Origin of the sequence: Shewanella sp. SM74 (assembly GCF_025653725.1) — a bacterium.
GTDB lineage: Bacteria > Pseudomonadota > Gammaproteobacteria > Enterobacterales > Shewanellaceae > Shewanella > Shewanella oncorhynchi.
The window spans coordinates 22,210-43,485 of record NZ_JAKKRZ010000016.1 but is presented as its reverse complement, the minus strand read 5'-3'; the positions used below and the strand labels follow the sequence as shown (position 1 = coordinate 43,485).

General features: G+C 45.8%; 18 protein-coding genes. 7 read left to right on the top strand and 11 right to left on the bottom strand.

Features of this window, described 5'->3' with window-relative positions; all coding sequences use genetic code 11:
- Window positions 1-5: 5 nt before the first annotated feature.
- A complete protein-coding gene (gene dnaA, locus L5M49_RS16200; RefSeq protein ID WP_113941415.1) occupies window positions 6-1,394 on the bottom strand; it encodes a chromosomal replication initiator protein DnaA in 1,389 nt (462 codons plus the stop codon).
- Window positions 1,395-1,839: 445 nt separating this feature from the next.
- On the opposite strand from dnaA, the gene rpmH reads away from it, so the two are divergent.
- The 6 genes from rpmH to L5M49_RS16170 all read left to right on the top strand — a co-directional run bounded on the left by rpmH (window position 1,840) and on the right by L5M49_RS16170 (window position 7,000).
- The gene (rpmH, locus tag L5M49_RS16195) at window positions 1,840-1,977 is read left to right on the top strand and encodes a 50S ribosomal protein L34 (protein WP_006083827.1); all 138 of its coding nucleotides are present in this window, start codon (window positions 1,840-1,842) and stop codon (window positions 1,975-1,977) included.
- A 15-nt stretch (window positions 1,978-1,992) separates the two neighbouring features.
- Window positions 1,993-2,349: a ribonuclease P protein component gene (rnpA, locus tag L5M49_RS16190; RefSeq protein ID WP_105250802.1), complete on the top strand. Its 357-nt coding sequence runs from the start codon at window positions 1,993-1,995 to the stop codon at window positions 2,347-2,349.
- Window positions 2,316-2,570, top strand: a complete 255-nt coding sequence (yidD, locus tag L5M49_RS16185; RefSeq protein WP_006083829.1) for a membrane protein insertion efficiency factor YidD — start codon at window positions 2,316-2,318, stop codon at window positions 2,568-2,570. Before rnpA ends, yidD begins: the two co-directional genes overlap by 34 nt.
- A gap of 3 nt (window positions 2,571-2,573) precedes the next feature.
- A complete protein-coding gene (gene yidC / locus L5M49_RS16180; protein WP_263266426.1) occupies window positions 2,574-4,199 on the top strand; it encodes a membrane protein insertase YidC in 1,626 nt (541 codons plus the stop codon).
- 106 nt (window positions 4,200-4,305) lie between these two features.
- Window positions 4,306-5,667: a tRNA uridine-5-carboxymethylaminomethyl(34) synthesis GTPase MnmE gene (mnmE, locus tag L5M49_RS16175; protein WP_263266425.1), complete on the top strand. Its 1,362-nt coding sequence runs from the start codon at window positions 4,306-4,308 to the stop codon at window positions 5,665-5,667.
- A 163-nt stretch (window positions 5,668-5,830) separates the two neighbouring features.
- Entirely contained in the window at window positions 5,831-7,000 is a 1,170-nt protein-coding gene (locus L5M49_RS16170; RefSeq protein ID WP_263179538.1) for a site-specific integrase, read from the top strand.
- Between the two features lie 244 nt (window positions 7,001-7,244).
- Here the strand turns inward: L5M49_RS16170 and L5M49_RS16165 are convergent, their stop codons facing one another.
- The 3 genes from L5M49_RS16165 to L5M49_RS16155 form a co-directional block, all read right to left on the bottom strand.
- Window positions 7,245-7,589 (bottom strand): helix-turn-helix transcriptional regulator, encoded by a 345-nt coding sequence (locus L5M49_RS16165; RefSeq protein ID WP_000136520.1) that lies wholly within the window; start codon window positions 7,587-7,589, stop codon window positions 7,245-7,247.
- Window positions 7,590-7,650: 61 nt separating this feature from the next.
- Entirely contained in the window at window positions 7,651-9,291 is a 1,641-nt protein-coding gene (locus L5M49_RS16160) for a DUF927 domain-containing protein (protein ID WP_263201713.1), read from the bottom strand.
- Window positions 9,292-9,339: 48 nt separating this feature from the next.
- Window positions 9,340-9,540, bottom strand: coding sequence for a helix-turn-helix transcriptional regulator (locus L5M49_RS16155; RefSeq protein WP_115164833.1), 201 nt, complete (start codon window positions 9,538-9,540; stop codon window positions 9,340-9,342).
- A gap of 532 nt (window positions 9,541-10,072) precedes the next feature.
- On the opposite strand from L5M49_RS16155, the gene mobI reads away from it, so the two are divergent.
- Complete coding sequence (gene mobI / locus L5M49_RS16150; protein WP_263179534.1) at window positions 10,073-10,750, top strand: conjugative transfer protein MobI(A/C); 678 nt, start codon at window positions 10,073-10,075, stop codon at window positions 10,748-10,750.
- 57 nt (window positions 10,751-10,807) lie between these two features.
- On the opposite strand, the gene L5M49_RS16145 is transcribed toward mobI, so the two are convergent.
- Genes L5M49_RS16145 through L5M49_RS16115 form a run of 7 tightly spaced genes read right to left on the bottom strand, consistent with a single transcriptional unit; the run spans window position 10,808 to window position 21,273 of the window.
- Window positions 10,808-11,842, bottom strand: a complete 1,035-nt coding sequence (locus tag L5M49_RS16145; RefSeq protein ID WP_263179533.1) for a virulence RhuM family protein — start codon at window positions 11,840-11,842, stop codon at window positions 10,808-10,810.
- Window positions 11,843-11,893: 51 nt separating this feature from the next.
- Window positions 11,894-14,956: a type I restriction endonuclease subunit R gene (locus L5M49_RS16140; protein WP_263179531.1), complete on the bottom strand. Its 3,063-nt coding sequence runs from the start codon at window positions 14,954-14,956 to the stop codon at window positions 11,894-11,896.
- A gap of 10 nt (window positions 14,957-14,966) precedes the next feature.
- Window positions 14,967-16,181: a restriction endonuclease subunit S gene (locus tag L5M49_RS16135; RefSeq protein WP_263179530.1), complete on the bottom strand. Its 1,215-nt coding sequence runs from the start codon at window positions 16,179-16,181 to the stop codon at window positions 14,967-14,969.
- Complete coding sequence (locus tag L5M49_RS16130) at window positions 16,178-17,680, bottom strand: class I SAM-dependent DNA methyltransferase (protein ID WP_263179529.1); 1,503 nt, start codon at window positions 17,678-17,680, stop codon at window positions 16,178-16,180. Before L5M49_RS16130 ends, L5M49_RS16135 begins: the two co-directional genes overlap by 4 nt.
- Window positions 17,677-19,155, bottom strand: a complete 1,479-nt coding sequence (locus L5M49_RS16125) for an RNA-binding domain-containing protein (protein ID WP_263201714.1) — start codon at window positions 19,153-19,155, stop codon at window positions 17,677-17,679. Before L5M49_RS16125 ends, L5M49_RS16130 begins: the two co-directional genes overlap by 4 nt.
- Window positions 19,148-19,777 (bottom strand): DUF4062 domain-containing protein, encoded by a 630-nt coding sequence (locus tag L5M49_RS16120; protein ID WP_263179527.1) that lies wholly within the window; start codon window positions 19,775-19,777, stop codon window positions 19,148-19,150. Before L5M49_RS16120 ends, L5M49_RS16125 begins: the two co-directional genes overlap by 8 nt.
- Complete coding sequence (locus tag L5M49_RS16115; RefSeq protein ID WP_263179526.1) at window positions 19,774-21,273, bottom strand: class I SAM-dependent DNA methyltransferase; 1,500 nt, start codon at window positions 21,271-21,273, stop codon at window positions 19,774-19,776. Before L5M49_RS16115 ends, L5M49_RS16120 begins: the two co-directional genes overlap by 4 nt.
- Between the last annotated feature and the right edge of the window lie 3 nt (window positions 21,274-21,276).

The following is a 21,276-nucleotide window of genomic DNA, read 5'->3' as shown; positions in this document are numbered from 1 at the left end:
TTGTTTTAAGAAGATAAGGTTCTAATCAAATTAGCATAATCTTCTTTAATGTCGTGGCTCTCTTCCCGTAGCTGAGCAATCTTACGACAGGCATGCAACACTGTGGTGTGATCTCGACCACCAAAAGCATCACCAATTTCCGGCAAGCTTTGGTTAGTTAATTCTTTGGATAACGCCATTGCCACTTGCCTTGGGCGCGCAACACTGCGTGAACGACGCTTAGACAACATATCAGCCATCTTGATCTTGTAGTATTCAGCTACGGTTTTCTGAATATTGTCTATAGTGACTAATTTTTCTTGAAGTGCCAAGAGGTCACGTAAGGCTTCACGAACAAAATCAATAGTAATTGGCCGACCCGTGAAGTTAGCGTTGGCGATAACGCGGTTTAATGCCCCTTCTAGCTCGCGTACGTTTGAACGTAAACGCTTAGCAATAAAGAAAGCCACTTCATCGGGCAAGTTAATGCCGCTCTCTTGAGCTTTACGCATCAAGATCGCTACGCGGGTCTCTAACTCTGGTGGCTCAATGGCCACAGTTAAACCCCAACCGAAACGCGATTTCAATCTGTCTTCAACACCGTCGATCTCTTTTGGATAACGATCTGAAGTCAAAATAATTTGGTGATTTCCTTCAAGCAACGCATTGAAGGTATGGAAGAATTCTTCTTGGGATCTGTCTTTATTGGCAAAAAATTGAATATCATCGATAAATAAGGCATCGACGCTACGGTAATAACGTTTAAATTCTTCGATCGCGTTGTTTTGCAGCGCTTTAACCATGTCCTGAACAAAACGCTCGGAATGCATGTAAACCACTTTGGCATTCGGATTATTTTTAATGATCCCGTTACCGACAGCGTGCAACAAGTGAGTCTTACCTAGACCTGTTCCGCCATATAAAAATAGTGGGTTATAAGCACCACCCGGATTTTCAGCCACTTGTAACGCCGCAGCCTTACCTAATTGGTTCGACTTACCTTCTACGAAGTTATCAAACTGGTAGCTCGGATTGATGTTACTGCGGTGATTAGCGTTCGCCATAGGCTCAGCTTGGACATTAAACGTCGTGCCTACCGTCGCTTTCGTTTGGGTATTGGGTGCTCGAGTTGGCGCAATCGGTGCCGGTACACTTGGCTTTTTCGCCGAAGGACGACTACCGATATCGAAACGCAATTTAGGCGCGTCGCTACCCATTTGCTCAGTAAAGAACTGATTAATGATATTGATGTACTTATCTCTGACCCAATCAAGCACGAAGCGGTTGGGCGCATAAAGCACCAGAGTATCTCCATCCATTTCGGCTTGTAACGGTCTGATCCACATACTGAACTGCTGAGCAGAAAGCTCATCTTGCAGTCGTCCGATACATTGTTGCCAAAGTGAAACAGCCACTTAGTTATCCCCAAAAGATCATCAAAAAAGAGGTGTATTCTATAGCGAGATCTCAAGGATCGCTATCCTTAAAAAATATTTATCCCCAGCGAGATCATTCTATGTGGATATCCTCGATCATCAAAGATCCAAAACGATCCTTTTATTCAGCACTAACCGCAAATCCTGCTTTATTAAGCGATCCACATTGATCTATAATGGCGCCCCTTCGATCGGCTCGAAGATCCCCTTCACTACTACATGTAGTGTCCGTACACAGAGTTATCCACATCTTATGGTGTATTCTGGGGATTGATCTAAGGGTACGCTGGCAGAAATAAAGCACTTACTTACTTTCGTTGTTGACGTGACTAAGTATTGTGATTACAATTCGGCCTCTTTTTTGCCCTTACCTCTATCCTAGAGATAAGGATATGTTCACTAATAACAAAGACGGATTGCCATCATGAGTAAACGTACTTTTCAACCTAGCAACCTGAAGCGCAAGCGTTCTCACGGCTTCCGCGCTCGTATGGCTACTGTAGGCGGCCGTAAGGTGCTTGCACGTCGTCGTGCGAAAGGTCGCGCTCGTTTATCTGCTTAATAAGTGGGTAACTAGTTGACTAGCTATACCTTTTCGCGGGAGTTACGTTTGTTAACTCCCGCGCAATTTAAATCTGTATTTTCCAATCCCATCAAAGCATCTTCTGCTGAAATTACCTTGCTCGCTATTCCTAACACGGAACAACATCCGCGTATGGGCCTTACTGTTGCTAAACGCTATGTAAAACGCGCCAATCAACGTAACCGTATTAAGCGCGTGATCAGAGATAGTTTTCGCTTAAATCAACACGACATTCCTCATCTTGATATTGTTGTGCTTGTCAGAAATGGCGTGATGGAAATGGAAAACGCTGAAATCAACAAATTGATAGAAAAGCTATGGCGCAAACTCAGTCGCCGCTACAATGGCTAGCGACCACGTTAATTCGTGGCTATCAAGTATTCATAAGCCCTATACTGGGCCCTCGATGCCGTTTCAATCCCACCTGCTCTCACTACGCTATTGAAGCAATAAAAGTGCATGGAACCGCGAAAGGTTGTTGGTTTGCATTGAAACGCATATTAAAATGTCACCCTTTACATCCCGGCGGTAGTGATCCCGTCCCCCCTAAAAATGATAGGTGTAATAAATAGGCTATGGAATCTCAACGCAATATATTGCTCATAGGACTACTGTTTGTCAGCTTTTTGCTGTGGCAACAGTGGCAAGCAGACAAAGCTCCTAAACCCGTTGCAACCGAATCGTCCTTAGTGGCGAACGCGGCAAGCTCGCACAGTGCCGATGTTCCAGAAGCTGATACAGGTGTTCCTGCTGCAGTTACTGCAAACAGCAAACTGATTACGGTAAAAACAGATCAGTTAGACATTCAGATCAATCCAGTGGGTGGTGACATCGTTTTTGCTGCGTTAGTTTCGCACAAAAAAGAACTAGAGAAAGATCAACCATTCGTATTGCTTGAGCAAACGAATGATTTCACTTATATCGCTCAAAGCGGCCTAATTGGTCGCGATGGTATCGATAGCAGCGCAAAAGGCCGTGCCGCATTTAGCACAACGGCAACTGAATATACCTTAGCCGAAGGCCAAGATACCTTAGAAGTACCGTTAACTTATATCGCTGACAATGGTGTGACTTACACTAAAGTGTTCGTATTCCATCGTGGTAAGTTCAACATAGATGTTGACTATAAAATCAACAACACTTCAGCAGCACCGCTGCAAGTTCAGATGTACGGTCAGATTAAACAAACGATCAAGCCATCTGAAAGCAGCATGATGATGCCTACCTATCGTGGTGGTGCGTTCTCAACGAATGATGTGCGCTATGAAAAATACAACTTTGACGACATGGCCAAAAGTAACCTGAACCAAGCCACTTTAGGCGGTTGGGCAGCCATGTTACAACACTATTTCGTTTCAGCTTGGGTACCACCCGCAACTGACAGCAACACCATTTTTTCTAGTGTCAGTGCTGGCGGTCTAGCTAATATTGGTTTCCGCGGCGCGGTATACGATATTGCACCTGGTGCCAGCCAAGAAATTAGCTCACAGTTCTATGTTGGTCCTAAGGATCAAGCGGCACTGTCAGCGATTTCTGAAACCTTAAATCTCGTGGTCGATTACGGTTTCTTATGGTGGTTAGCGGTTCCTATTCACTGGCTATTGATGTTCTATCAATCATTCGTCGGTAACTGGGGTGTGGCAATTATTCTGATCACGTTAACCGTTCGTGGTTTACTGTTCCCGCTGACAAAAGCACAGTACACCTCAATGGCGAAGATGCGTAATCTGCAACCTAAGCTGACAGATTTGAAAGAACGCTTTGGTGATGACCGTCAAAAGATGGGTCAAGCCATGATGGAACTGTATAAGAAAGAAAAAGTTAACCCTATGGGTGGCTGTTTACCTATTATTTTACAGATGCCAATCTTCATTGCCTTATACTGGGTATTGCTAGAAAGCTTCGAATTACGTCATGCACCATTTATGCTGTGGATCCACGATTTATCGGTACAAGATCCTTACTACATACTGCCGCTGCTGATGGGCGTCTCTATGTTTGTAATGCAGAAGATGCAACCAATTGCGCCGACAATGGATCCAATGCAAGTGAAAATGATGCAATGGATGCCAGTAATCTTTACCGTATTCTTCCTGTGGTTCCCATCAGGCCTAGTACTGTACTGGTTAGTAGGTAACATAGTTGCCATCACGCAGCAGAAGATTATTTATGCAGGTCTTGAGAAAAAAGGCTTAAAATAAGCCCTACCTTTAGCAAAGCATAAAGTGAAAATAATACTAAAGGCGGCTTAATTAGCCGCCTTTTCCTTTACATTATTTGGTAGATATTAGTTTGGTGGGTATTTCCGTGACAACTGACACTATCGTGGCTCAAGCCACCGCGCCCGGACGTGGCGGCGTTGGCATCATCCGAATTTCAGGCAACAAGGCCTGTGATGTGGCTATGGCCGTATTGGGTCATCTTCCTAAAACGAGATATGCCGATTATTGCGACTTTAAAAGTGCAACAGGCCAAGTAATCGACCAAGGCATAGCGCTGTTTTTTAAAGGCCCCAATTCCTTTACTGGCGAAGATATATTGGAACTTCAAGGCCACGGCGGCCAAATCGTTCTAGACATGCTGATCAAACGTGTAATTGAAGTCGGTGGTATTCGAATAGCCAAACCCGGTGAGTTCAGCGAACAAGCCTTTATGAACGACAAGCTAGACTTAACCCAAGCCGAAGCGATTGCCGATCTTATCGATGCCACCAGTGAGCAAGCGGCTAAAAGTGCGCTGCAATCACTCCAGGGTGAATTTTCTAAGGAAGTCCATGAGCTGGTGGATCAAGTCACTAACCTACGTTTATATGTAGAAGCTGCGATTGATTTCCCCGATGAAGAAGTCGACTTTTTAAGTGATGGCAAAATTGCCAATGCACTCTATAAAATCATCGACAAACTCGACCTAGTGCAAGCCAGTGCTAAACAAGGTTCTATCATCCGCGAAGGCATGAAAGTCGTGATTGCGGGTCGTCCTAACGCCGGAAAATCCAGCTTATTAAACGCCTTAGCCGGTAAAGAATCGGCTATTGTTACCGAAATTGCTGGTACAACACGAGATGTATTACGCGAGCACATCCACTTAGATGGCATGCCACTGCACATTATCGATACCGCAGGCCTACGTGATACGACAGATACCGTTGAACAAATTGGTATAGAACGCGCTTGGAATGAAATAAACAGTGCCGATCGGGTGTTATTTATGGTTGATGGCACCACCACAGCCGCCGTTAATCCCCATGATATTTGGCCTGACTTTGTCGATCGCCTGCCCTCAAATTTAGGTGTGACAGTGATCCGCAATAAAGCCGATCTCACTGGCGAAGACTTAATGATGACAGAGGAACAAGGTTATAGTGTTTACCGGATCTCGGCGAAAACAGGCTTAGGTGTTGAACAGTTAAAGCTGCATTTAAAATCACTCATGGGCTACCAGAGTAACCTCGAAGGTGGCTTTATCGCTCGGCGTCGTCACTTAGAAGCCCTTGAACTCGCCGCAAGCCATCTGCAATTAGGTAAAGAACAATTAGAAGTGTATCTAGCAGGAGAACTGCTGGCAGAAGAGTTACGCATGTGCCAATTAGCATTATCAGAAATCACTGGCCGCTTCACTTCTGACGATTTACTAGGCAAAATTTTTAGCTCTTTCTGTATTGGGAAGTAAAATAGTAAAACGTATCAAACCAAATCAAAACAACATTATGATTTTAAAATAATTTTGTTTTACTTGGTGGGAAGTGATTTGAAGGGTTTTGTCGATTCTTGCTCCGTATGTGCTCCGAAGATAAATTCTGGAGCACATGCGGAGCACAAGATGAGAAAAACCTATGAAAATCAATATACAAAAGCGAGAACCAGATAAGAATGGCCTGCGCCCCATCAGGCTTGTGTACTATTACGGCTCAAAGACCTCGGAAGACGGTTCAAGGGCTCAAAAGCGCTCTTACGAGCCGCTGAATCTATTCCTCTACAACAAGCCAAAAAACGCAGTTGAGCGCGAGCACAATAAAACTACATTGCAAAAAGCTGAGGCCATTCGAGCCAAGCGTCTACTGGAAATGGAATCTGCCAAACATGGATTGGATGACCGCACCAAACTCAATGCCAGCTTCTTTGATTACTTCGATCAAGTAACAGCAAGTAAAGCATCCGGTAGTAAATCCAATTACTCAATTTGGATTTCAGCGGGCATCCATCTCCACCGTTATCACCGCCACGCAGAACTCACTTTTGAACAAGTAGATAAATACTTCTTGGAAGGGTTCCGCCATTACCTACAGCATGAGGCAATGACAAAATCAGATACCGGCCTCTCCAGAAATACCGCCTGTAGCTACTTCAATAAAATCCGGGCTGCGCTCAACCAAGCGCAACGAGACAGAATAATCAGAGATAACCCTGTTGAACAAGTCAAATCCATCAAAGCAGAAAGGACTCAGCGCACTTATCTCACTCTGGATGAGGTAAAGGCCCTTACCAAGGCAGAATGCCGTTACGATGTACTACGAAGAGCATTTCTGTTCTCCTGCACGACAGGACTACGCTGGTCAGACATTCATAAACTGGTGTGGGGTGAAATTGAACTATTTGCTCAAGGGCACTACCGAATCATATTTTCCCAGATAAAGCTCAAAAACTCGGGCAATGGCCTGCAATATCTCGATTTACCGGATTCTGCGGTGCGTCTACTCAACTTGGAGAACAAGGGGAAACCAACTGAACGGGTTTTTAAGGGTTTACGTTACGACAGCTATAGCAACGTCGCGCTAGTGCAGTGGGCTATACGCGCCGGGATAACCAAACACGTAACCTTTCATGCAGGCCGCCATACCTTTGCAGTAAACCAACTTGCCCGTGGCCTGGACATCTATTCCCTGTCCAGATTGCTTGGCCACAGCGAACTCAGAACAACAGAAATCTACGCAGATATTCTGGAAACCCGCCGCACAGAGGCCATGCGGACCTTTCCTGATATCTTCGATGAGTCATCAGACTAAGAGCATTATTGCGACCAAACGACTAAATCTTTACAAAGAAAAGGGCACCTCGACAGTGCCCTCCTTCAACCACATAAGATCGTTAGTTTTTACATCCGTTCTTATCACATGTGATTTTCTCGTGGGAATTAACCCAAGCCTGAGCTGTCAATTCGACGAGTAACCGTTACATGTCACAGTTAAAGAACGTGACATGTAACAAATCCAACCATTCCTATTTATTTTCAAATGGTTAAGCATCAACCTAATATCTCCGGCCATACAATTTTCGGTTAGCCACTAGATGATCAGCAGCGGCTTTATCAATCTCATCAGAAGAAGCCACTCGATTACTCTGCAACCAAGCCAATATATCGGCTCGCCTGAAGAACACACGGTTACCATTAGGTTTGAAAAATGGGATCTTGCGTTCATGGGTCAACCTGTACAAAGTGCTTTTCTTTAGCCCCGTCAGCTCAGCACATTCCTCAACTGTGAGGATTTCCTTTGTTGTGTCAGGACGTTGCTCGTTTTTGATATGATCGGTAATCAGTTTTTTAAGCAATGACATATCCATCAGCATGCGCTGAAGCATCTCTTTTTCAGTCATGTTGATACTCTCCTACACTGCCAAGTTAAAGTGGGATAAACGGGAAACTGGGAACACTAAGCTAGTCGTCATGTTCAACCCTCTCTAAGTCTTCAAGGTGGCGCCTAACTTGGTCAGGTTTGAGCGCAAAAAAACGTTGAAACTCACCATTAATCCGCGTCTTATAGGTTCCCCTAGAGCGCTCGTTCGTTACCAAGCAACCGCGTTGCAGCAAGATTTCCACTTCTCGCATATAGTGGGTGGGAAGCTCAAGTTTTTGTAGGAAATGAGTTTTGTTGATAAGCCACAATTCGCATCCATCCAGTGAACGGCGGTAACCATGCATTCCCTTGCCTGAATCCTGATCAATTTCACCAATATTGTGTTCCCAGTTGCGCATCGCTTTTTCCAGAGATCTGAGCAGCCTAAACTCTTCCGAATTCCTAGAATGCCCACGATTAGCGAGCCACGCACGAAGGACTTTATGTACCGCTTCAAGTGACTCTTCTTCGGACCATGGCAGGATGAAGTTTCTATTAGCAAGACATAGTGCGGTGCCAATAAGTGCAAATCGTCTAACGACTCGCTGTACTTGAGAGGCCATTGAGTCGCTTGTCCAAGCGTTGCTAAGACGAGCAATTTCATAGCTGAGGTAGCGGCTAAGCTCATCATGTAGCCCTGTAAGTAGCGATAACCACTCTCGGATTACTGTGCCATGAAAGCACTGGCAGGACGTTTTAAGCTCATCAACGAACTGTTGAGCACTCTTACGGCCATGTAATTCATCGAATGCACCATGTATACCAAAAATTGGGATCTCCACCAGTCGTATCTGCTGACCAGCCCTAAGTGGCTTTCCTATCTGCTGAAGTAATTCGGCAATCCAAACTTCCCCGCTACTGAGCACCAGCGTTCGCCATTGTGACGTCGCGGCCAACTCTCCTGACACGTTAGCGCGCAGTTTTCCTGAACCATTCATGATCTGATAAATGGCGGTATCAACATCTTCTGGGCGAGCCATTCCTATCTCATCCAACGTCAGCAGCATGTCGTTATGCTCCGACGAGACAGCAGCTAATCCATTGCTTGTCGAGATCCAGCTACGTCTATAGCTATCGCTGCCATATAAGCTTGCCGCAATCTGCAATAAAGTTGTTTTACCGGCAGAAGAAGCACCAACAAAATGAAAGGCTCCATTTTCCATACCAGAAGGAGCTAGTAATGGTGCTGCCAACCCAGTTCCTATGCAGAAAATAGCTAGCGGATTCCCACGGCATAGCTTCCCAACATGGTTTTGCCAATCACTCAAACTCCCAGCTTCCTCTAACAGCTTGGAACTGGACAACTGACCCACAAAATAATGGGGTTCGTCAGCAGAACCCACAATCCAACTGCTTGTGGCAAATATGGGCCCATGCCAGCCAGTGCGATTCACCACAGTTGCCGGAGCAGCAAGAGCCATCTGTTCTACTAGATAATGTTGAAGCCGACTCCAACTTGATTGGCCAGGGGTTAATGGATACCCAGTATCGACCAGCATATCCCTGATCTGGCGGGCATTATCGCTGTTAAGATCACGGGCATAGACAACTTCTCGTAACCTAACCCCATCAAAATTTTGCCATTCCAGCAGCGCTCCATGCCCATGTCGTTTGTCAGTTAAACGAGTGCGAGCCAATACCTGCATCCAACCACCTATTCGCTGCCAGCGGTCAGCTGACAAGCAATAGATTCCATCATCCTGCAACTTCTTTTGCATCCCTTCCCCCTTTTATAAATCACTCAACCATGCAGCAATATCGCTGTACCTAAACCGCACAGAGCGGCCATTGGGATTGGGTTTTATTGGAGGAGGAAAGCGTCCATCTCGCACGTAGCGACGAAGTGTCGCTTGTGACGTTTGCAAAACGTCACACACTTCTGCATATGTCAGTAACCGTTCGTTTTGTTTAGGTTTGGTATTACCCGTCATGATAACTCCTGTTTAGTATCTAACTTGCAGGAGCAATCATCTCGAAAAAGGCTAACTAAACAGACCGCTGGAGCTGCCCTTTTGGGGAACTTCAATAATAAATTTCAAGACACTGATATTTAATGACATTTATTCAACATATAGATTAAAAACAGCCTCTGAAGAGCAAAAAGCTAAGCCATTGATGAGTTGACAGACATTACCGTATCAATTTGTGCGCCTGTGAACGCCCCAAGAATAAACTTTCACATGTGAAAGCTTGGAGACCTGACGATTTACACCACTTAAAGCCATGTCCCCCATTAAAAGTGGAATCATTTGGATTAGGTCTTTTGAGGATGATGACGCTTGTATGGAATAAAACTGTCTAGGTCCCCCATCAGATAATTATCTGGAAAGGAATTGGCTGGGTCTTTTGGCTAAGGCGCGACAACAAAAGACCTAGGTGCCCAAAAAAGGCATGACGACGGCGGATGAAAGTGGGTATGTAGCAATAGACTAACTCTGAATTCACAACACAGAGGATTATGTAATGACCACAAATCATTCATTTTTAGAACAACAGATAGCTACATTTGGTGCCGCACTAAATGGGGGAAATCAACCACAATCTGAGTACATAAAAGCCTTCTCAAAATCATTTAAAGGACTAGAAACACAAATTAATATTTGGGAAACCTTTATTGCCAATAGCACAAACGTTAATCAAGATGACGCTATGCTTTTTTCCCTAACCATATCAGAGCAATATCTACACTACACCCATAAATCAACCGAAATAGAACAGCTCCGCTACTTCTACATAGCACAAAAAATTGCAGACTTGTTCTGGCAGCACAACCGAGACCATAGAGGTAAAAACTCTGAAGGCTACCCAGGTCATTTTGGTTGTCGTGTAAGGCTAAGAAACAAGAAACTCGAAATTTTTTGGGTTTATAACCAGTTTAAGCCTAAAAAGAATTCTGACGGATTCCAAGTAATCAGCCATTATCTTCCGCGAGATGGGCATTTCCGATACCCCAAAACTACGTTTACCCGAGCACAAGACTGGGAAAAACCTGTGATTGAGGTAGTTGAGGACGCTTTTGCCATCATCCGTAGAACTAACGCTAATCTGATGAGGATTAGACAACTGTGCCGTTGGAATGATACCAATCTATTCAAAATGGCAGGCGATATCGACGATTTTAAGATGGATAATCCCTTATAGTTATCCTCTTACAACACAGCCCTCAACTCATTAGAGATCAGGGCTGCACTATATCGGCTATTTATCTTTTTTGAGTATGGCCTTGAGTGCTGCAATATTGGCCCGTGCGCCTTCGGCTTCTTTTAAACGACGGCGCTGCTGGGCAAAGCGGTCAAACTCCAATTTCGCTTTGTCATCAGCGTCTTTCTTGGATATTTTTCCTGCTCCGCTTAGTACGTCACGTTCATTAAAACTTAAAAACTGGTCAAGCTTATCGGCCCAGTCCTGCAAGAACACCTGCTTACGGCGTAACGCTTGGTCTTCGGCAAAATCGAGCCACATATTGACGATACGATTGAGCTCTTTGATTTCGTCTTCACGCATATAGTTCTTGGCAATGGTGACGTCTGTCTTGCGTACTTCATCACCTTTATAGCTGGTTAGGCCCATATCCGGTTTACTGGCGTCGACTCGGTTGGCGATAAGCTCAGCGGCAGTCATTTGCGTACAGGCATAATGCAACTTGTTCTGGATGGTTTGAAAGAAGCGGTTGGTCTCTTGGTTGGATGGCTCGTAATCAGCAGCCATGGTAAAGATTTCTTTCACCCGCAGATAAACGCGACGCTCACTGGCGCGGATATCACGAATGCGTTCCAGCATTTCATCAAAGTAATCTGGCACAGCAGAATAGCCAACGGGCGGATTTTTCAGGCGCTCGTCATCCATGACGAAGCCTTTGATCAGGTACTCTTGCAACATTCTGGTTGCCCATTGCCGGAACTGGGTGCCACGTGTTGAGCGAACTCGGTATCCTACCGCAAGAATAACCGGAAGACTGTAGTGACGAATACTTCGCTTTACTTCTCTGCCGCCTTCCAGTTGAACTTGTAAGTAATCCTTACAAGTTGAAATTTGCTCAAGCTCTTCTTCAGAATAGACAGCTTTTACGTGTTGGGTGATCGCTTGAGAGCTAACTTGATACAGCTCAGCCATTGCAGCCTGAGAAAGCCACAAGGTGTCTGATTCAAAACGACACTCGACGCGAGTTTGACCGTCAACACTGGTGAATAAAACAAACTCGCCTTGAGGGGCTTGGGGAATGTTATCAGTCATACAATTAGCCTTCTTACATCATAGTGTTGCGATAATCACTAAAATACCGCATCAATAATGCTCTTCTATGTACCCGTAAGCCTTTTGGAACAACTCTTTGTCTTTACCCAAGCCAAACTGAGCCAACGTTAACAACAGCGCTTTTTGAATCTCTCTAGGACCACTGTTAGAGTTTTGCCAGCCTTCAAAACGGGTGGCGTTGACGATTTTGTCGATTTGCTCAACCACATCACCGATTAACTTGGGCGTGGTTTCGGGGCGAGTTTCTAAGAAGAGCTTGGTTAAAGCCTGCTTATTGTCCTCTTCGGTAACCACATGCTCGCCAGTTTCGCGCTCAGCTTGCACCGTGTCTTTGGCGGCATCTAATAGGCCTTTTAACCAGTCGATGGCTTTAATTACACCCGCTTCGTAGTCCTGACGGAGCTTTTCAAGCCGTTCTCCAAGCTTAACGAAGGTTGGATCACCACTACCGCGCAAGCGTCCCATCAAATCGATTTCAAGACGCTTAGCGCGCTTCTCTTGCTCTTTTTCTGTGAGAGTAAAGATTGAGTGCTCATCCATAATCAGCTCGTCGATATCATCACGGATGCGGTTGATGTCGGTATGCTCATGGATCATCTTGATAGTTTCAGGACCAAGCGCAGCCCACACTAACGCTCCTGTTTGGCCGACAGGACGCACTGACTCGTAAATCTGTGCCAACCACTTATAGTCTTTGCGGTACGGAGTTAAGAAGATGTCAGGGTTAATGGCCGACCAAAGTTTGGCTAATACGCCAAAGCTCGCGGCAAACTCATCACGTGTTGCATTGGTTGGTAAGCATTCTTGCGCTGCCATGATGCCTTCGAAGCCTTCTAGGGTGCGGTCAACGCCAGGGAAGAAGGATAAACACTTCTCTAGCTGGGCCGGTAACAACTCTTTAAAGGCCTCAATGCCTTCGACCACGCCGTCAATTTCTTCAGGGTTGTAGGCTAACGCAGTGCGTAGATTTTCAAACACGCCGAGGTAATCGATGATCAAGCCCATATCTTTACGAACTTCGTCCGTTTCGTACAGACGGTTAGTGCGGCACATAGCCTGTAACAGGGTGTGATCGCGCAGCGGTTTATCTAAGTACATACAGTAGCAAATTGGCGCATCAAAACCTGTAAGCAACTTCGCCGTGACAATAATCAGTTGTAACGGGTGTTTTGGATCTTTAAAACTTTCTATCAAATCTTTCTGGGTTTGCTCTTCGTCGTCAATCTGTTGCCAACGTTCAAAGTCCAACTGCTGAATTGGCAATTCCAACTCGTCATGCCATTTGCGCCAATCTTTGTTGAGCTTGTCTTTTTTACCACCTTCTTCGACTTTTACCGGTGCTTGGTCAACGTTCATCACCACTTCAACGGCATCAAAGCCGAGCTTTTCACCCAGCAAGTAGTACATTTGCACGCAGGCATCGCGGTCGTACACCACCACCATACCTTTCATCTTTTTAGGCTTCACGTGGTCGGTAAAGTGCTTGGCTATATCGGAGCTTACTGCGGCCATGCGTTTAGGTGCTTTCAGCATCACCGCTAATTTGCCAGCGCGTTTTGATAGTGCGGCCTTTTCTTCTTCGTCCAGGTTATTTTCCTGGGCGAGCTGCTCAAACTCCTGGTTGATGGCATCACGGTCTACCCGCAGTTCTGCCAGGCGTGGCTCGAACTTCACCGGGTTTGTTGCCCCATCGCGAATTGACTGCTTGTAGCTGTAACGATTCATGTAGCGACCTGGATCTTCTTCGGCGCCGAATAGCTTAAAGGTATTACGGTCAATGCCCGAAATCGGTGTACCGGTTAAACCATAGAAGTGCGCCTGCGGCAGGGCCCAGCGCATTTTTTCACCCAAGCCGCCTTCTTGGGTGCGGTGGGCTTCGTCCACTAACACGATGATGTTATCGCGGTTATTGAGGCCGTTGGGGTTGCTATCGTCTATCTCGACATCTTTAAACTTAAAGATGGTGGTAATTAAAATGCCACGGCTGTCTTGTTCGATATGTTCGCCGAGCTTTTTGCAACTTTGTACCTTAATAAGATTCTTAACATCCGCACCACCAAAGGTCTCATTGATCTGGCTGTCCAGGTCACGCCTGTCTACCACAACCAATACGGTGGGGTTTTTCAAGGTATTGTCACTGCGCAGCATTTTGGCGGCGTAGAGCATGAGTAACGATTTGCCCGAACCTTGGAAATGCCAGATCAGGCCTTTTTTCGGGTAGCCTTTGCGCACACGCTCTACTATCTGCTTGGCTGCTTCAAACTGGGGGTAACGCGGTAGAATTTTAATGCGCTTGGGTGGCGTGTTTTTACCGGTTTTAACGGTTGAAAACAGCGCAAACGATTCCAGTAACTGCAATAAGGTTTGCGGGTTTAACAAGCCCTCACAGCTATTAAGCACCGATGCCAAGCCGGGCAAAATGTCTTCACGCAGGTCGGTATTGTGCCAAGGGCCCCAGTCTTTTACCCGGGCGTTGATAGCGCCGTAAGCAAAGGTTTTTCCTTCACTGGCAAAACACAGCAGGTTGGGCACAAAGTAGGGTTCAACGTTCTTCCAGTAGTGTTTTTTACCACCCATAAAATCGGCGGCGCCGTCTTGCCAGGTCACACTCGGGCGGGTCGCGGTTTTCACTTCGCCCACCACCAGTGGAATACCGTTCACATAGAGCACAATATCAAAATATACTTCGGTAGCCGCGATATAGTGCACCTGTTGCGACACCACAAAGTGGTTGTTGTCGATATTGTCGAAATCGATCAGGTTGATGGTGATGTGGTCGCCATTCTCACCAAAGGGTAAGGTCTTTTCGGCCATTAACCATTCATGAAAGTTCTCATTGGCTTTTACCAGGCCGGTGTGGCGTGCTTCCAGCACCACGCCACGCAGTTTGTAAATCACCTCATCTGCATAATCTGGCTGCTTGGCGATATCAGAGTTTAACGAACACAACGCATCTTTTAACCACTCATCGACGAAGATATCCTGCGCTTGTTTTGGCAGGTTTTCACCGTGGCAGTATGTCCACTTTACTCCGCTTAAACCTTTTAAACGGTCGATAATTCCATTTTCTGTGACGGTTTGTTCATTAAACATAAAAACCCTATTAAGAAAAAATACTATTTACATACCCTGAAATCACTAATTCTTGCCGTTCAACAGAGCTACTTATTCTTTCAGTGACTTCCAATAATTTTTCTATAGCGTCAGCTATTGAAAATTGTTCGCTCAGTGGTGGCGTAGGAAATTTTATTTTCCTTAAATCCCTAGATGTAACCAACAACCTACCACCAGAATTAGTAAAGCGTTTTATTTGATGCAAAACTATCGGAGAATATTTAATTGAGTAAAAGTAAAATCTTGGATCGGCTTTTGTTTCGTCCAGCGAAATTTTCATTAAATTTGAAGATATGATGGCTGAACACACGTCATCACCAATTAATATTGACCGTCCTATGTCCGCGACTCTAGAAAATACAATATCTCCTTTTTTTACTGAGTATTGTTGAAGTCGAAGTGCATAATCTTCTTCTATATACAATTCTTCAGAGTGATCGTACCCATATTCCCCTAAACAGCCAATTGTAATCACTGGCCTACCTTCCTGACACCAATGATCAGCTTTTAAAGCTGAACCGAATGGCCCAGTCCTGATTGCTGGCTCATGTTTTTTTGATAAGCTGTCTAGCTGCTTCCATTCCCAATGAGATGGAATTGCACCTAATTTATCGAAACTTGCTAAGCTCGTATCTTCATACCCATATCTCAATAAGCACCTAATGCTTGAATTGGCCGCATACTTTCCGGAAGAAGATAAAAATCTGGATTTAGATATCACTTGTTTTGCTTGCTGAATAAAATCTCCACAAGAAACTAGTTGACTATTATCTGGAAGATTAAATTCTATCTGCTTCAATGAGTTGAACTTGGTTCTTGGTGAAAGAGAACCCGAAGAAGACCTTATTGCCTCGTTCCAAACAACATCAGAACTAACTAAATAATAAAAGACGTCTTTCGGAATGGAGTTTTTTTTAACATCCAAGACGAGGATATCGCCGGAGCAGATTCCGTCGAATTCAGCAATTGCAGCCTTTCTTAGGTAAGGGCGGCGCTTACCAAAAAGAATATGACCTTTCTTAAAGACACGGGTAAAGCTTGGGTTATCTTCGGCAATCATTCCCCAGCGTTTAATCTTGAGCGAACCAGAATCCAAGTGCTCTAAACCAATGTAACGCTCATAGCCATCGGCAATTGGGTCTTTGGTGGTGAGCTTTACTTCGCGGCAAATATCACCAAATTTAACGGTTTGTTTATCACTCATTGCTGCACTTCTCCACCGTTAACTTCAAAACCAAGCTCTTTTAGGCTTTTGAATAACTTATTGGTCTGTTTTTTCAATTGCACACGGCTAACTTTCCATGCCTCGATGGCATGTTCAATATTGTGCACTTCGCCATCATTTTGTGCCTGCACATAGAGAGGTATCGATAGGTTGTAGAGGTTCTCTTTAAGGGTATCAATATCGACCAAGGCGGTAATATCGCTTTGCTTATTGGGTTCAAAGTACGCCTCGCACAGTACGGCCAAATCCTCATCAGACAAGCGACTGTGGGCACGCTCGCGGGTAACGTGTTCCACGCCATTGATAAACAACACCTTGTTTTTGCGCTCGACGGGTTTATTGCAATTAAGCACCACCACGCAGGATTCCATCGGCGAGTTGTAAAACAGGTTTGGCCCAAGGCCAATCACCGCTTCGATAATGTCCGACTCAATCACTTGTTTACGAATGCTTTGCTCGGAATCACGGAACAACACGCCGTGCGGCCAGAGCATAGCAGCGCGGCCCGTGTCGGGTTTTAGGCTTTTGATGATGTGGGTGTAAAACGCATAGTCGGCGCAACCTTGAGGTGGTACACCGTAAAGGTTACGGCCGTAAGGGTCAGCGGCGAACTTGTCGCGGTTCCACTTTTTAATCGAATATGGCGGGTTAGCGAATATCACGTCAAACTGCTTGAGTTGATCGTTTTCAATAAACTTGGGCTCAGCCAGGGTATCGCCGCGCAGCACATCGAATTCTTCAATGTCGTGCAGGAACATGTTCATACGGGCTATAGCTGAGGTGAGCAGGTTCAATTCTTGCCCATACAAATGAACGGAACGCCATTCTTTGCCCTGAGAACGTAAATCCATTACCGCATTCAACAACATACCGCCGGTGCCGCAGGTTGGGTCGTAAGCCGATTCACCGGGTTTTAAACCCATAATCCGTGTCATTAAATGCACCACGGTACGGTTGGTATAAAACTCGGCGGCGGTGTGGCCAGAATCGTCGGCGAATTTTTTGATTAGGTATTCGTAGGCTTCACCTAGGTCATCCTGAGCGACCGATTTAATCCCAAGCGGAATTTTACTGAAGTGCTCAATTAGATCAGAAAGCAAGTGATCCGGTAGACGCTCTTTATTGGTCCACTGGGCATCGCCAAACACGCCGTGCAAACGGGGGTTGTTGGCTTCAATTAGACGCAGCGCGTTTTGAATGGCTTCACCGATGTTTTTGCTGGTGTGGCGCACCTTTTCCCAACTGGCTTCTTTAGGAATATCAAAACGGTGGAACATCGGCATGGCGGCGTATTCGGCATCGCCTTCATGGATCTCCAATGCTTCGGTGTATTCTTCCAAATACACATCCGACAGGCGCTTATAAAATAGCAGCGGGAAGATGTACTGCTTGTAGTCTGAGGCGTCGATTTGGCCGCGTAATAGCTCGGCCGCGCCCCAGAGTAAATCCTCTAATTTTTTCTTATTTAATGCGCTCATGATGTCTTCTTATCGCTTAGTTGCTGTTGTACTTGTTGCTTTACTTGCAACCCAAGCGCGGTTAAACGGTATTTTTGGTTACGGCTGGTTGGCTTGTCTGGAATGGTCATTTCTACCAAGACAGGGGTTATCTCCAGTGCCGGCTTTAAGTAGTTTTTACGGAAGTGTTCGGCATCTTTTAGGGTCAAGGAATCCTGTAATTCCATTCGTGACTGCTCACCTTTAATTGCCAGTAGGAGCTTCGCAACTTCCGGGGTAACTTCCGGGGTAACTTCCGGGGTAACTTCCGGGGTAACTTCCGGGGTAACTTCCGGGGCGAACAGCGTCAAGGTCACGCCGGATGTGCTGTCTGAGTGCCATTTCGGTTCGGGGAGGCCCGCCTCTTTACAGGCCTCTTGGATCACCACACTGCCGCGGCCAAGCTTTTCCATATAGCCCTGTAGGTATAAACCGTGGGCGATGTCGGGGTTACGCAGTACCGAGATATGGCCTTGCCGAATTTTGTTCTCGTCTATGCCTTGCGGAAAAGCACCCGCATTCCAAATTTTCAGGTGCACAGGGCTAACTTCGACCTTAATACCACCGGCAAAGTTGCTGTAATCGCGGTGGGCAAAGGCATTTACAATGGCTTCGCGTACCGCTTGTTCCGGGTACATGGGGATATCTTCGCGCTGATTATTGGCGCTGCTAAAACGTGCGCGCGATGGCGTATTGCGCATAACAAAGGTAATGAGCTGCTCGATCACGTCGGCCATTGGGCCATCGAGGTGCTGTAAATCCTGATATTCGTCGTCGGCCTTATGGCGATAACATACAGCGCGCACGCGAGCTTGCGGATGGCGTTTACCCGGCGCACTGGCCAGTAACACATCGGCGGCATTGGTTAAACGGCCGTATTTGGCCAACGATAATAGTTGCAACTGGTGCAGTAAGCCTTGTTCTGCTTGCGCTACTTCTTTGGGAATGCGTTTGGCGGATAACAGCTTGTTACAAGCGCTGGTTGATAAACCTTGTTCGTCGAGTTCAGACGAGAACAAACGCTCCCAGCGGGTAGGTTCTACTTGCTTGCGCATGACCATGTCGCGGATGGTATCGACATCGGCTTTTTTGGTTTGCTCGCCTGCACGTATGTAGATGTCACTGTTAAAGGCGTAAGGGATGTCTTTTCCGGCCGGCACTTCAACAATTAATAGCTGTTTGTTTTCGACTTCCTGTACTTCTACCGAAAACAGTACTGGCGGTTGAATCGCCGATTTAAGCTGGCTTTCTAGCTGTTCAGCCACTTGCGCAGCATGTTCTACGCCCTTGATTTGGCCTTTATCATCGACACCGCATAGCAGGTATCCACCTTGGGTATTTAAAAAAGCGCAAACTTGTGGGCCGCAGTGTTTTAACTCGTAGCTTGTGAGGTATTCAAGGGTTTGGTTTTCGCCCAGCGACAGTAGTTGTTGCAGTTGTGCGGCCGTTTTACTCATGGCGTACTCCTACTGAGGCGCTAACTTGACTGACATTTTGAAAATGTTCGGTCAGGCGCTGCTCTACATCTTGATAGCGAGAGAACTGCGCAACCACAAAAAGGTTGGCGTCGTCGTCGCGATCGAACTTTTGCACCCAGTTGCCTTGGCGATCATCCTGTGGCAGTTGTTCCATGGTGGCGTCTTCGTATAAGTCAATCACCTTGATATTGGAAATGGACGATGCGCCTTTGCGCAATGTCAATTCTGAGCGCTGTTCTTGGGTTTTGTAACCTAAATCTATTAATAAGCGGCGCGCAAACACAACTTGATCATGCGCTAGAAACCAGCGAGGTTTATTGAGCTCGATGGCTTTTTTCATCTCTTTATGGGTAATAGATAGGCCAGTTGCATCAACGCCACTGCCATATTGTGGGGTAATGATGCCTAAAAACAGATCACATTTTTCTACTGCTTTTAAGCAGCTTTCAAAGGCGGTTTCATTGGACGATACCGGCACTGTGCCTTTATGCGACATCCAAACTTCATAACCAAAGGCGGTTAGTAGTGAATATACGCGGTCGAGCAACTCTTCTACGCCATAAACTGTGGATGACACCATCACAGTGAGCTTTTTGCTCATAGTTCAAACCCTTCCTTGATCAGCAGTGCTTCCAGTTCATTTTCAGCTTGCTCTAAGGCGGCCAGCTTTTGTTGGAAGTCTTTTAGGGCCTCTTCCACTGTAATGGTTTCTTCTTCAAGCGGTTTTTGTACATAACGTGCAATATTTAAATTGAAGTCGTTTTCTTCAATTTCACTATGGGGAACCCAACGCGCAACGCCTTCGATGTCATCAGCTTCAGGGCCTTTGGTGCGCATCTGCCGATAAATCTCATAAATGTCGTCCGCTTGGGTTTCTGACAAGGTATTTTGTGCCCGGCCTTTGGTAAAAATCTCTTCAGCATTGATGATCAGCACGTGATCTTGGTGAGCTAAAGGCCTTTGTTTGCGCAGCACTAAAATACAAGCCGGAATACCGGTGCCATAAAACAGGTTAGAAGCAACGCCGATGACAGCGACAATTCGGTTTTCTTTGAGTAAATTCTCGCGAATTTTACCTTCAGCACCACCACGGAATAGCACCCCGTGTGGCAATACCACCGCCATGCGACCACTCTCGTTCAAAGATGCAAACATATGTTGCACCCAAGCAAAATCACCGTTGGTTTTAGGGGCTAAACCATATTTAGCCCTGCCATAAGGGTCAGCACTCCAGTTATCATATCCCCACTCTTTCAAACTAAATGGCGGGTTGGCGATAACACAATCAAAGGTTTCTAAACGATCATTCTTAAGGAATTTAGGATCACGCAGCGTATCACCCCGAACGATATGAAAATCCTCCTGTCCATGCAGGAAAAGGTTCATACGGGCAATGGCTTCAGTGGTCAGGTTCTTTTCTTGGCCTTTTATTTTTAGTAGGCGTGGATCACCGCCGTTCTCTTTAACGTGGTGGATGGTTTCCAGCAGCATGCCACCAGTACCACACGCAGGGTCATAAACGCCTTCACCTGCTTGTGGGTCAAGAATATTGACCATCAAGCGAACAATAGTACGAGGAGTGTAAAACTCCCCCGCCTTTTTGTTGGCCTTGTCAGCAAAGCGTTTAATCAGATATTCGTATGCCCGGCCCATGTCGTCGTTGCGAACGGACGCAACACCAAGATTTACCTTGTTGAAATGGTTGAGCAAGGTAGCAAGCAGTTCATCAGATAAACGTTCTTTATTGGTCCAACTGGCATCACCGAAGATTCCATGTAGTTTGGGATTAGCCATTTCGATACCACGAAAAGCATCTTTTAATGTCTGGCCGATGTCTTTGATCTCAGAAAATACATCTCTCCAATGACAATATTCAGGAATTTGGATGCGATGGAACATATCGCCTTTGGCGAGCTCAGCGTCACCCACTTGCTCCATTGCTTCGAGATATTCTTCGTCGTACACATCGCAGATACGTTTGAAAAAGAGGATCGGAAAAATATAGGTTTTGTAGTCTGAAGCATCGATAGGCCCGGTAATGATATGGGCTGCGTGCCAAAGGTGTGCTTCGAGGTCTTTGATGTTAATTAGGGTCATTGT